The organism is Luteimonas fraxinea (assembly GCF_021233355.1).
Lineage (GTDB): Bacteria > Pseudomonadota > Gammaproteobacteria > Xanthomonadales > Xanthomonadaceae > Luteimonas > Luteimonas fraxinea.
Map to the genome: position 1 here is coordinate 3568054 of NZ_CP089507.1, position 12021 is coordinate 3580074.

A 12021-nucleotide genomic window follows, 5' to 3' on the forward strand; every position below is an offset into this window, starting at 1 on the left:
CGTTCCACCTGCGCCGCACGCGCAGGTGCTAGCCGCCAGGCGGGCCTAGTTCGGCCCTCGCTCCTCGTTGGGTTTGGCGCGCTTGTCGCCGAGCAACGCGCTGAGCACGATCGCGATGCCGAGTCCGGCGCCGGTCAGGAACAGCAGCAGCGCGATTGCCGGATAGCCGAACAGCCGCGGGCCGCCCGGGTTGTCCATCATCATCGCCGAGGCGAGGATCAGCGCCGCAGTGACGATGCCGGCCGCGATGCGGTTGGCGATCTTGTGCAGGCTTTCGAGCAGGTGTGATTCTTCGAGCCCGGTCAGCCGCACGCGCAGTCGGTTCTCCGACAGCAGCGACAGCACGTTCGACACCTTGCGCGGTGCATCGCGCACCAGCTCCTGCATGTCCATCAGCTCGCTGGCGAGATTGGCCGGCGACAAGGACTTGCGCAGGCGCTGGCGCATCATGTTGTTGAGGTGGTCCTCGACGACGCGCTTCATGTCGAGATCCGGATCGAGCGCCTGCACCACCGATTCGAGATGCAGCAGCGTCTTGCCGAGCAGGCTCATCTCCGGCGCCGTGCGCAGGCCGCAGGATGTCGCCAGACGCACGAGGTCGAGCATCAAGCGGCCCTCGGTCTGGCCCGTCGCGCCGGACTGCGCGGCGTAGCGCGCGACCAGCTGGCCGACATCACGGTAGTAGCGCGCCTCGTCAAAATCCTCCAGCCGCGTGCCCATCGCGATGCCTTCGGCGGCGACCTGTTCGCCGCGGCCGTCGACGGCCGCGAACAGCAGTTTTAGCAGGCGCTCGCGGGTGCGCGGCGGCACGTGCGCCACCATGCCCAGGTCGAGCAGCGCCAGGCGCCCGTCGCGGGTGAACAGCAGATTGCCCGGATGCGGATCGGCGTGGATCTCGCCGTGCACGAACACCTGGTCGAGATAGCCGTGCAGCAGTTCGGTCGCCAGCGGGGCCATGTCGCGCTCGGTGCGCTGCAGGCCGGTGATGTCGGTGACCTTGGTGCCTTCGACCAGCTCCATCGTCAGCACGCGCGCGCGGGTCAGATCCCAGATCGGCTTGGGCACGAACAGCGCGGGATAGGCGACGAAATGCGCGTCGAACCGGTCGAGGTTCTCCGCTTCGATGCGGTAGTCGAGCTCGGCCAGCAGCGTGCGCCGGAACTCGTGCACCCAGTCGGCGAAACGGATGCGGCGCCCGACTTCGGTGACGCGATCCACGCCGCCGGCGAGGCGGGCGAGGGTGTCGAGATCGTCGCGGATCTGTTCGGTGATGCCGGGACGCTGCACCTTCACCGCGACCTTGCGTCCGTCGCGCAGCGTTGCGCGATGCACCTGCGCCAGCGACGCGGCGCCGATCGGCGTCTCGTCGAAGCTTTCGAAGATCTTGCTGATGCGCACGCCGAGCGCGTCCTCGACCGCGTCGTGGATCACGTCGAACGGCAGCGGCGCCACATCGTCCTGCATGCGCTCCAGCGCGGCGAGATAGGCGGGCGGCACCATGTCCGGCCGCGTCGACAGCGCCTGGCCGATCTTGATGAAGGTCGGGCCGAGCGCTTCGAGATCGTCGACGAAGGCCTCCGGCTTGCCGGGCTCGCCTTCGAGCGCTGCATCGGCCGTGGCCGGATCGAATTCGAAACCGGACAACACCCCCGCGCTGCGATACTTCATCAGGAATCGCAGGATCTGCGCATGACGCGCAAGCGCGCGGCTGGTGTCGGTCATTCGGTGCACTCCATTGGTCACCGGCAGCGTACGCAAGCGGCCGTCAACGCTGACTCACGGCTGCGGATTCTCCGAGCGCACGCTTGCGCGCGAAGGCGGATTTCCGGCAACGCGCCAGCAGAGGCGAATCAGCGGTAGCCCGCTGCCTGCAGTTCGAACAGTTCGGCGTAGCGCCCGCCCTGGGTCATCAATTCGGCATGCGTGCCGCTGGCTTCGATGCGGCCCTGTTCGAGCACGAGGATGCGATCGGCCATGCGCACGCTGGAGAAGCGGTGCGAGATCAGCACGGCGGTGCGGTCTTCCGACAATTCCTTGAAGCGGCGGAACACTTCGAACTCGCTGCGCGCGTCCAGCGCCGCGGTGGGTTCGTCGAGGATCATCACCTGTGCCTCGCGCATGTAGGCGCGGGCGATCGCGATCTTCTGCCACTGGCCGCCCGACAGGTCGACACCGGTCTTGAAACGCCGGCCGATCAGCTGGTCATAGCCACCCGGCAGACCGGCGATCAACTCGTCGGCCATCGAACGGCGCGCGGCGTCCTGGATGCGCGCGTCGTCGCCCATCGCTTCGATACGACCGACGCCGATGTTCTCGCCGGCGGTCAGGTGGTAGCGCACGAAGTCCTGGAAGATCACGCCGGTGTTGGCACGCAACGCATCGAGGTCGTAGTCGCGCAGGTCGCGCCCGTCGAGCAGGATGCGGCCTTCGTCCGGGTCGTAGAGACGCGCCAGCAGTTTGACCAGCGTGGTCTTGCCCGCGCCGTTCTCGCCGACCAGCGCCAGCACCTCACCCGCCTGCAGGGTGAAGTCGAGATGCCGCACCGCCCAGCGTTCGGCGCCGGGATAGCGGAAGCCGACGTTCTCGAACACGAAGCCTTCGCGGATCGGTTGCGGGAACGGCACCGGATCGGCCGGGGAAATGATCTCCGGTTCGATCGCGAAGAACGAGAACAGGTCGTCGAGATACAGCGCTTGCCCGGCGACCTGCGAGAAGCCGACCAGCAGGCTTTCCAGCAACTGGCGCAGGCGGCGGAAGCTGCCGGCGAGGAAGGTCAGGTCACCGATCGTGAAATCGCCGCGCACCGTGCGCCAGGCGATGTAGGCGTAAGCGACGTAGTAACCCAGCGTGCCGAGCGCGGCCAGCAGCGTGCCCCAGATCGCGCGGCGTCTCGCCAGCGAGCGGTTGGCCAGGAAGAAGCCGTCGGCGAGCGTGCGGTAACGGTCGATCAGGAACCGGTGCAGGCCGAAGATCTTGACCTCTTTCGCGGTCTCCAGACTCGCGCCGGTCTGGCGCACGTATTCGAGCTGGCGACGCTCGGGCGTCCACTGGAAGTTGAGCGTGTAGCCGAGCGCGTTGAAGTGCGATTCGCCGATGAAGGCCGGGATCAGTGCGATCGCCAGCAGCAGGATCAGCCACGGCGCGTAGACCATCAGGCCGATCGCGAAACTCACCACGGTGATCGCGTCCTGCACCTGGCCGAACAACTGGCCCATCAGGTTCATGCGGCCCATCGTCTGCCGGCGCGCGCGGTCGAGCTTGTCCTGCAGCTCGGGATCTTCGAAGTCTTCGAGATCGAGCGTCGCCGCATGCTCCATCAGGCGCACGCTGGTCGCGTTGGTGAACAGCTCCGACAGCAGATTGTCGGCGTAGCTGACCATGCGCCCGAGCAGGTCGGAGCCGATCGCCAGGGCGAATTCCAGCGCGAGCAGCCAGGCGAGATGATCCAGCGCGCCGCCGTGCCAGGCGGTGGCGAGATCGTCGAAGGCCACGCCCGCGCCGACGAGGCGGATCGCCTCGTCGATGATCAGCTTGCCGATGTAGAGCATCACAACCGGCAGGAACGCGCGGATCAGGCGCAGGCCCAGGCTGGTCAGCGTCAGGCCGGGGCTGGTCTGCCAGATCAGTTTCAGGAATGGCCGCAGATTGCGCATCGCATCGAAGCGTTCGCGCAGGCTGGGGCGTTGCGCGCTCGCGGCGGCGCGCCTGGGGGTGGGTGTCGACATGGGCGATATCGTATGCGCGCGCGGGGCAGGCCGCTGCGACGGTCAGCGCATCGCGTCGGGCGGTTCGCCTTCACCGCCGGACTGCAGCGCGACCGGCAGTTGCCAGCCGAAGCGCAGCGCCATCATCCGCAGGCCGAAACACAGCAGGGCGCCCGCGATCGCGCAGGGCGCGGGCGGCCAGTGCAGCCAGTGTCCGATGGCGACCACGGCCGCGCCGGCCAGCGCCGCGACCGCATAGAGTTCGGCGCGCAGCACCAGCGGCACCTGCGCCATCAGCACGTCGCGGGCGATGCCGCCACCGATGCCGGTCAACATGCCCAGCGCGGCGGCCATCGGCGGGGCGATGCCGAAATCGAGCGCCTTCTGCGCGCCGACGACCGCGAACAGCGCCAGACCCATCGCATCGAACATCCGCACCGGCTGCTGCAGCCGTTCGATCAGCGGCGCCCAGACGAAGGTGATCAGGCCGGCGGCCAGTGTGACCGCCGGATAGCGCCAGTCGCTCAGCGCGGCGACCGGCGTCGCACCGATCAGCACGTCGCGGGTCATGCCGCCGGCGGTCGCGGCGGCGAACGCCAGCACCAGCACGCCGAACAGATCCAGGCGGCGGCGCACGCCGAGCATCGCGCCACTGAGGGCGAAGACGAAGGTGCCGACCAGATCCAGCACGAGTACGAGGATGTCCATGCGCACAGTGTGCGCGGCGCGCGCTGAGCCTGCAGCCCCGGTCGGGGCGTGCTCGCGGGCCGATGGCCTAGAATGGGCAGGTTTTCCGCCAGCCTTCGAGCCAGCCGTGACCGCCAGCCATTCCGCATCTCCGGTGTCGTCGACACCCGTGTCGATCCGCCAGGACGATTTCATCCAGTCCGTCGCCGACGCCCTGCAGTACATCAGCTACTACCACCCGGTCGACTACATCAAGAACCTCGCCGCCGCCTACGAGCGCGAGGCGTCACCGGCCGCGAAGGACGCGATCGCGCAGATCCTGATCAATTCGCGTATGTGCGCCGAGGGCCACCGGCCGATCTGCCAGGACACCGGCATCGTCACCGTGTTCCTCGAAGTCGGCATGTCGGTGCGCTGGGACGACGCGACGATGGGCGTCGAGGACATGGTCCACGAAGGCGTGCGCCGCGCGTACAACCATCCGGACAACAAGCTGCGCGCCTCCGTGTTGGCCGATCCCGCCGGCAAGCGCATCAACACCAAGGACAACACGCCGGGCGTGGTCAACGTCAAGATCGTGCCGGGCAACACCGTCGACGTGATCGTTGCGGCCAAGGGCGGCGGTTCGGAAGCGAAGTCGAAGTTCGCGATGCTCAATCCGTCCGACTCGATCGTCGACTGGGTGCTCAAGACCGTGCCGACGATGGGCGCTGGCTGGTGTCCGCCGGGCATGCTCGGCATCGGCATTGGCGGCACTGCCGAGAAGGCGATGCTGCTGGCCAAGGAAGCGCTGATGGAGCCGATCGACATCGTCGAGCTGCAGGCCCGTGGCGCGTCGAATCGCGCCGAAGAACTGCGGCTGGAGCTCTACGACAAGGTCAACGCGCTCGGCATCGGCGCGCAGGGCTTGGGCGGCCTGACCACGGTGCTCGACATCAAGGTCAAGGATTTCCCGACCCACGCAGCCAACCTGCCGGTTGCGCTGATCCCGAACTGCGCGGCCACGCGCCATGCGCACTTCACCCTCGACGGCAGCGGCCCGGTGATACTCGATCCGCCGTCGCTCGCCGACTGGCCGGAGCTGACCTACAACCCGACCGGCGCGCGCCGCGTCGATCTCGACACGATCACCCCGGAAGAGGTCACGACCTTCAAGCCGGGCGAGGTGCTGCTGCTCAACGGCAAGCTGCTGACCGGCCGCGACGCCGCGCACAAGCGCATGGTCGAGATGCTCAACCGCGGCGAGACGCTGCCGGTCGATCTCAAGGGCCGCTTCATCTATTACGTCGGCCCGGTCGATCCGGTGCGCGATGAAGTTGTCGGTCCCGCGGGCCCGACCACCGCGACGCGCATGGACAAGTTCACCGACCAGATCCTCGAACAGACCGGTCTGCTGGGCATGGTCGGCAAGGCCGAGCGTGGCCCGACCGCGATCGAGGCGATCAAGAAGCACCAGTCGGTGTACCTGATGGCGGTCGGCGGCTCCGCGTATCTGGTGTCGAAGGCGATCAAGGCGGCGAAGGTGCTCGCATTTGAAGACCTCGGCATGGAAGCGATCTACGAGTTCGAAGTGCAGGACATGCCGGTGACCGTCGCTGTCGATTCGGCCGGCACCTCGGTGCACGAGACCGGTCCAAAAGAGTGGAAGGCACGCATCGGCGGCATTCCGGTGGTCGAGATCGCCTGATCCATGCGCACCGCCGGCCACATCGCCGGCGGTGCATTCCAGTTCCAGACCGGAGGTCGTCATGTCCGTCGTGCTCTACGGTGCCCCGAGCACCGCGTCGCTGGTGGTCCACTGGCTGCTGATCGAACTCGACGTGTCGCACGCGTTGCACCTGCTGGATTTCGACAGGCGCGAGCAGAAGTCGAATGCATACCTGGCGCTCAATCCGGCGGGCCGTGTGCCGACGCTGGTCGTGGATGGTGAGGCGATCACCGAAGCCGCCGCGATCGTCCTGCAGCTCGCCGATTTGCATCCCGAAGCGGGCCTGGCGCCGCCGCTGGGCAGCCCCGTGCGTGCGCAGTACTACCGCTGGATGTTCTTCTGCGCCAATACCCTGCAGCCGGCCTATCGCGACTGGTTCTATCCCGGCGAACCTGCCGGAGAGACGCATGTGGACGCCGCCCAGGAACAGGCGCGCGCGAAGATCGAACAGGCCTGGCAGCAGGTGGCGGATCATCTGCGCACTGAAGGCCCCTATCTGCTGGGCGCGCAGCGTTCGGCGGCCGACTTCCTGCTGACGATGCTGATGCGCTGGTCGCGCAATATGCCTCGCCCCGCGGACAGCTGGCCGGAACTGGCCCGCCACGCAGGTCTGATGAAAGCCCTGCCGTCGTTCCACGAGACCTATCGGCGCGAAGGCATTACCGACTGGACCTGAGCGAGAGTCGCACCGCGGTTCTGCGGACGTGACCCGTCGTCGCGGGCACAACCGTCAATCGACGTAGTCGTCGAACGTCTTCTTGCCGCGGAACGGCATCAGATGCTGTTCGACAATGCCCTGCGGCACGGTCTCCAGCTTCATGACGCCGTATTCTTCCGGCCACTGCGCCTGGTCGCGCGGCAGCTTGAACGTGCCCATCAGCATGTCGATCAGCGGCAGATGGATCGCGTAGTTGACGTCGATGTAGTCCTGCTGCCGGGCGTGGTGCCAGTGATGATAGCGCGGCAGCACCAGCAGGTATTCGAGCCAGCCGAAACGCACGCCGATGTTGGCGTGGGCGATCACCGCCTGCAGACCGACCAGAATCACGTAGGCATTGACCGCCGGCGTCGAGAACCCCAGCACCAGCAGCGGCAGCAGCACGAAACTGCGCGTCAGCACGATCTCGACGAAATGGATGCGCGAGCCGGCCAGCCAGTCCATCTCGCGGCTGGAGTGGTGCACGGCGTGGAAGCGCCAGAGCCACGGCACGTTGTGGTACGCGCGGTGCAGCAGGGCCTGGGCGAGATCAGCGACGAACACCGCGATCAGGAACTGCGCCCAGACCGGTAGCGACTGGATCGCATCCTTGAGCGCGGGGAACACCGCGAGTCCGGCGATCGTCGAGGTCGACGCGGTCACCAGGATCAGGATGAACTGCACGAGCACGTGGCTCATGAAGAAGTAGGCGATGTCGGTGCGCCAGCCGCGGCGCAGCGGCGACATGCGTCGCTTGCCGAGGTAGCGCTCCAGCGGCACGAACACCAGCGCCGAGAAGAACAGCGAGATCACGAACCAGTCGAGCCCCAGCGAGTAGGGCGTCGCGCCGATGCTGTCGAATTGCACGTTGGTGCCGCCGAGCAGCACCGCGAGCGTCGCGCTGCCCACGCCGACCGTCGCGATGCGGCGGTTGCGGTCGCGCAGGATCGCCAGCGTGCCGAGGATGAAAGCCGCGACCAGACCGACCAGCAGCAGGTGCCGGGCGAAACCTTCGTTGTAGACCGCGCGGAACTCGCGGCTGGTCAGCAGTTCGGGAAAGTGGAAGCACACCACACCGAACACGCTGAGCAGACCCAGCAGGGCCGATGCGTAGGCGAAGAACGAACGGCGGGGGCGGGGAGCGACAGCGTCCATGCGTGAACCGGGCGACGGGAGACGCTGCCGAGCATAGGACAGAACGCGCCGCCGCCGCCCGGGTGGGACGACGACGGCGTCAGGCCGCAGGGGACGTGCCTCAGAACCAGTCGAGCAGCGAGATGCCCAGGCCGACGTAGGTGGCCTTGTGGTTGTAGTCGATCAGGCTTTCGCCGTAGCCGTTGAACACCTGCAGGTGGCCACGGAAATTGCGGTGAATCGGGAAGCCCCAGTCGAACTGCAGCGCACCGCGCGAGCGTTCGCCGCCGCGCAGCGTGTGCCGGCCCATCAGCGTGTACACGTGACCACCGCGGACGTGGGTGAGCGTCATGTCGCCACGCCCCATGTAGTCCTCGATGTCCGGGTTGTCGTCCTCGCTGCCGTCCGAGATACGCACCCACGGGCGCACGACCAGCGCCCAGTCTTCGCGGTCGAATCCGAAATTGAACATCACCCGGTTCCAGCTGCGCGACAGCGGATCGCCGCGGCCGTTGGACTGGTGGTTGACGCCGATCGCAGCCATGCGGCCATGCCAGCCGCCGGGCAGGCTGTAGCCGTTGCGGAACACCATCAGCACTTCGGGTTCGTAGTTGGTCTCGCGGAACGGGCGCGATTCCTCGGTGTTGTAGACCTGCCAGCGCGAGCTCTGGGTGTAGCCCATCCAGATGTCGCCATTGGTACCGAACAGGTTTTCCACCGCCTTGGTCTTGAAGCTCAGCTGGAACTTCGCTTCCAGGCTGTCGAGACCCTGCGAGGTGGTCACCGTGTTCTCGGGATTGGGCGAGGACGGCGTCTGGTTGACGTCCGACGTCCAGAAGGCCGGCAGCAGATAGACCGGCTTGTAGGCCCGCAGATTGAAGATGCCGAGCTTGGAATCCTTGGCCAGTTCCCAGCGGCTGTCGAGCAGCGAACCCTGGCCGGCGTTGGCGATCGCATCGGTCAGCCGGTCGCCGCCATCGTGGGCATAGAGGCTGCGCGAGGCGGTGCCCTCGGCGAGCGCGTCGGCGCGCACCGCGGGATTGCTGCGCAGTTCGCGCGCCACGGCAGCCTCGGTGTCGGCCTGCTGCGGGGTACGTGCGCCGCGGCCGGTCATCGAGTCGAAGCAGGCCAGACGCTGGGCGTCCTGCTCGAGCGCGACACAGGCTTCCATGGTCGCGGGCGCGTTCGGCGCGGCGGTCGGCACCTCGGGCGTCTGCGCGTGGGCCAGGCCGGTGGCTGCGGCCAGAGCGGCAGGAAGGAGATAAGCGGGTCGCATGATCAGGTCGCGTCCTTGAGCGTGAGGAGGTTGCTTTCGTCGGTACTCTGCACCTCGGCGACCTGGCGGTCGATATCCCGGTTGACCGAGGTATCGACGCCGGCGCTGGTGGCCGGCTCGTGGTCGACTGCCGCCGGTGTGGCGGTTTCCTCTTCCCTGGCCAGCACCACATGTGTCGTGGTCTTCGGCCCTTGTATCCCGTCGCGCCAGAACGCGCCCTTCACAAGGCGGATCGCCTCGCTGCGGGTCTTGCCCAGATCGCTGTGGCGCTGGTCCACCCAGCCGAAGAAACGCAGCACCACACCGTTCGCGCCGAACTCGACCACCGTCCACGACGGGCCGGGATCGGTGAGCACGCCTTCGATGCTGGCAATCTCCGCCATCGCGACCGCATGGGCCTTGCGGATCGACTGGCTGGCATCGATGTTGAAGGTGAAATCGAAGCGCCGTTTCGGGTTGCTGGTGTAGTTGAGAACCACCGCTTTGAATACAAGCGCATTGGGCAGACGCAGTTCGTTGCCGTCGAGCGTGATCAGCGTCATGGTGCGCGCGCTGAGCGAAGCGACCTTTCCTTCGAAGCTGTCGATCTTGACCATCTCGCCGGGTTCGAACGGGCGACGCAGGCTCAGCAGGATGCCGGCAATGTAGTTCTCGGCGATGTCCTTGAACGCGAAACCCAGGGCCAGACCCAGCACGCCGGCCGAGCCGAGCATCGCGCCGACCAGCGCGGTGGCATTGAGCAGGTCCAGCGCGATCAGGATGCCGATCAGCAGGATCACCGTGCGCACCGCGCGCCGGATCAGACCATCAAGATAGGGATTGCGCGTGCGCAGACGCAGCCAGTGCAGGCGTCGCGAAACAAAGCCGCCGATCCACGAGGCGATGAAGACGATCAGCGCGGCGGCGAGCAGCAATGGCAGGTTCGCGACCAGGCGCAGCACGCGCGCTTCGGCCTCGTCGTAGACCTGGTCGACACGGGTGCGCACATCCACGTCCTGGACGACCGCGACCGGCGCGGCTGCATTCGCGGCTGCGGCGTCAGGATCTGCCGGTGCGGTCCGCGCGGCAGCAGAGGGTGCCGCGGCCGGCGCGGCATGGGTCGGTGTGGCGAACGCACATGCCAGCACGGCGAGCAGTGCGCCCGCGAATACGGCGGTCAGGCGCGGTCGCGCAGGGTAAAGCGAAGCGGTGTCGGGCATGTGGCGGGCGGTCGTCGTGGGCTGAAGCGCGACGATAGTGCACTCACCACCACCAGGCGAATGCGAAGACCGCGAGCATCAGCACCGCGAGCGCGAGCTTGAGCGCCACGCCGATCGCGATGCCGATCCACGTGCCGACGCCGACGCGCGTCGCCTGGCCCAGGCCACCCGGCCGAAGATCGCGGCGGCTGATCAGTTCGCCGATCACGGCGCCGACGAAGGGGCCAGCGAACAGGCCCGGCAATCCGAAGAACAGACCAACGAAGGTGCCGACGATCGTGCCGACCAGTGCGAGCCGGCTCGCACCGACACGTTTCGCCCCGACCGCCGTCGCCCAGAAGTCGACCACGAACGACACCGCCGTCAGCACGCCCAGCGTGACCAGCGACCAGACGCCGATGCGCTCGAAGCCATCCGCCCACGCGGCGAGCAGCATGCCGGCGAACATCAAGGGCACGCCCGGCAATGCAGGCAGTACGACACCGGCCAGACCGACCAAAACGAGCAGTGCCGCGAGCACATAGAACAGGGCACTCAGGTCCACGTTGCAGCTCCTCGAAACGGCGTCGCAACCCGGTTCCGGCGGTCGCGAAAAGATGGGGTGAGCCCGGATTGCATTTTCATAAACAGCGGGGTACTTTGCGATCGCTGTGTTTGTCAAGGTCACCGTGAACCGTGACCCTGCGTGAAGTAGATTCGTGTTGGCTCGTCCCACCCGGTCCGCTGCATCGTCGCACCCGTGTTCTCCTTGCAACCAGCCGCCGCATCAGGCGTTCCATCGATCAACTATCGAAACGTTTCAGGGAGAGACTGCAGCATGGCAACTCGCGAAGAAGGCACCGTCAAGTGGTTCAACGACGCCAAGGGCTTCGGCTTCATCAGCCGCGAAAGTGGTGAAGACGTATTCGTGCATTTCCGCGCCATCCAGGGCACCGGCTTCAAGTCGTTGCAGGAAGGTCAGAAGGTTTCGTTCGAAGTGGTGCAGGGTCAGAAGGGTCTGCAGGCGGACGCTGTCAATCCGCTCTGATTCGGACGGATTCGAGCCAGAAAAAACCCGGCCTGCGCCGGGTTTTTTCTTGTCCGTGCGTGGCGCAGATCAGTAGGCGTAGGCCTGACCGTTCTGCACGCGCACATTCGAACCTTCGCGCAGTCCACCGACGTCGCTCTGCGACAGCACCGTCGTGCGGCCGTCCTGCATGCGGACGTGGACGTTGTAGTGTGCGCCGCCGCCCTCGGTGCGGTTCTGGATCGCGTTGCCGGCGACAGCACCACCGATCGCGCCAGCGCCGATCGCGACGTTGCGACGACCTTCGCTGTCGGTGTTGCGACGTGCGAGTTCCTTCGCGGCGACTGCACCGACAACGCCACCGATCAGTGGACCGGCGATATTGGGATTGCTGTTGCCGCGGACGGTTTCGATGCGTGTGACGGTGCCGCAGTCGTAGCAGTTCGCGGGACGGCCATAGCCGCTGTTGCCATAACCGCTGTTGCCGTAGCCGTTGCCGTATCCGGGCGAGGTCGCGCAGCCGGCGAGGGCGATGGATGCGGCCAGTGAGGCGGTTCCGATCAGACCAGTCTTCATGGGGCTAACCTCCGGTTGCTTGCGCAGGATTCTG

The 12021-nt window shown here is 66.7% G+C and carries 11 protein-coding genes; 3 read left to right on the forward strand and 8 right to left on the reverse strand.

The window, feature by feature from the left end:
• Positions 1 to 45: 45 nt before the first annotated feature.
• The 3 genes from LU699_RS16165 to LU699_RS16175 form a co-directional block, all read right to left on the reverse strand.
• Positions 46 to 1722 (reverse strand): ABC1 kinase family protein, encoded by a 1677-nt coding sequence (locus LU699_RS16165; RefSeq protein ID WP_232135800.1) that lies wholly within the window; start codon positions 1720 to 1722, stop codon positions 46 to 48.
• A gap of 128 nt (positions 1723 to 1850) precedes the next feature.
• A complete protein-coding gene (locus LU699_RS16170) occupies positions 1851 to 3725 on the reverse strand; it encodes an ABC transporter ATP-binding protein (protein ID WP_232135799.1) in 1875 nt (624 codons plus the stop codon).
• A gap of 42 nt (positions 3726 to 3767) precedes the next feature.
• A complete protein-coding gene (locus LU699_RS16175; protein WP_232135798.1) occupies positions 3768 to 4412 on the reverse strand; it encodes a trimeric intracellular cation channel family protein in 645 nt (214 codons plus the stop codon).
• 148 nt (positions 4413 to 4560) lie between these two features.
• Here LU699_RS16175 and LU699_RS16180 point away from each other — a divergent pair, with 148 nt between their 5' ends.
• Both LU699_RS16180 and LU699_RS16185 read left to right on the forward strand, forming a co-directional pair.
• Complete coding sequence (locus tag LU699_RS16180) at positions 4561 to 6078, forward strand: fumarate hydratase (protein ID WP_232136171.1); 1518 nt, start codon at positions 4561 to 4563, stop codon at positions 6076 to 6078.
• A gap of 61 nt (positions 6079 to 6139) precedes the next feature.
• The gene (locus tag LU699_RS16185; protein WP_232135797.1) at positions 6140 to 6775 is read left to right on the forward strand and encodes a glutathione S-transferase family protein; all 636 of its coding nucleotides are present in this window, start codon (positions 6140 to 6142) and stop codon (positions 6773 to 6775) included.
• 54 nt (positions 6776 to 6829) lie between these two features.
• Here LU699_RS16185 and LU699_RS16190 read toward each other — a convergent pair whose 3' ends face one another.
• From LU699_RS16190 to LU699_RS16205, 4 genes are all read right to left on the reverse strand, one after another.
• Positions 6830 to 7951, reverse strand: a complete 1122-nt coding sequence (locus LU699_RS16190; protein ID WP_232135796.1) for a sterol desaturase family protein — start codon at positions 7949 to 7951, stop codon at positions 6830 to 6832.
• 100 nt (positions 7952 to 8051) lie between these two features.
• Positions 8052 to 9206 (reverse strand): phospholipase A, encoded by a 1155-nt coding sequence (locus tag LU699_RS16195; protein WP_232135795.1) that lies wholly within the window; start codon positions 9204 to 9206, stop codon positions 8052 to 8054.
• 2 nt (positions 9207 to 9208) lie between these two features.
• Complete coding sequence (locus LU699_RS16200; RefSeq protein ID WP_232135794.1) at positions 9209 to 10405, reverse strand: mechanosensitive ion channel family protein; 1197 nt, start codon at positions 10403 to 10405, stop codon at positions 9209 to 9211.
• A gap of 43 nt (positions 10406 to 10448) precedes the next feature.
• Positions 10449 to 10949 (reverse strand): DUF456 domain-containing protein, encoded by a 501-nt coding sequence (locus LU699_RS16205; RefSeq protein ID WP_232580283.1) that lies wholly within the window; start codon positions 10947 to 10949, stop codon positions 10449 to 10451.
• 273 nt (positions 10950 to 11222) lie between these two features.
• Here LU699_RS16205 and LU699_RS16210 point away from each other — a divergent pair, with 273 nt between their 5' ends.
• On the forward strand, positions 11223 to 11432 hold the full coding sequence (locus LU699_RS16210; protein WP_232135790.1) for a cold-shock protein: 210 nt from the start codon (positions 11223 to 11225) through the stop codon (positions 11430 to 11432).
• A 69-nt stretch (positions 11433 to 11501) separates the two neighbouring features.
• Here the strand turns inward: LU699_RS16210 and LU699_RS16215 are convergent, their stop codons facing one another.
• Positions 11502 to 11987: a peptidoglycan-associated outer membrane lipoprotein precursor gene (locus tag LU699_RS16215; protein WP_232135788.1), complete on the reverse strand. Its 486-nt coding sequence runs from the start codon at positions 11985 to 11987 to the stop codon at positions 11502 to 11504.
• Between the last annotated feature and the right edge of the window lie 34 nt (positions 11988 to 12021).

Bases quoted from the DNA above. Each gene is read 5' to 3' on its own strand.
- LU699_RS16195 (WP_232135795.1), bottom strand. From the start codon at position 9,206: ATGCGACCCGCTTATCTCCTTCCTGCCGCTCTGGCCGCAGCCACCGGC.
- LU699_RS16165 (WP_232135800.1), bottom strand. From the start codon at position 1,722: ATGACCGACACCAGCCGCGCGCTTGCGCGTCATGCGCAGATCCTGCGA.
- LU699_RS16190 (WP_232135796.1), bottom strand. From the start codon at position 7,951: ATGGACGCTGTCGCTCCCCGCCCCCGCCGTTCGTTCTTCGCCTACGCA.
- LU699_RS16175 (WP_232135798.1), bottom strand. From the start codon at position 4,412: ATGGACATCCTCGTACTCGTGCTGGATCTGGTCGGCACCTTCGTCTTC.
- LU699_RS16210 (WP_232135790.1), top strand. From the start codon at position 11,223: ATGGCAACTCGCGAAGAAGGCACCGTCAAGTGGTTCAACGACGCCAAG.
- LU699_RS16215 (WP_232135788.1), bottom strand. From the start codon at position 11,987: ATGAAGACTGGTCTGATCGGAACCGCCTCACTGGCCGCATCCATCGCC.
- LU699_RS16185 (WP_232135797.1), top strand. From the start codon at position 6,140: ATGTCCGTCGTGCTCTACGGTGCCCCGAGCACCGCGTCGCTGGTGGTC.
- LU699_RS16200 (WP_232135794.1), bottom strand. From the start codon at position 10,405: ATGCCCGACACCGCTTCGCTTTACCCTGCGCGACCGCGCCTGACCGCC.
- LU699_RS16170 (WP_232135799.1), bottom strand. From the start codon at position 3,725: ATGTCGACACCCACCCCCAGGCGCGCCGCCGCGAGCGCGCAACGCCCC.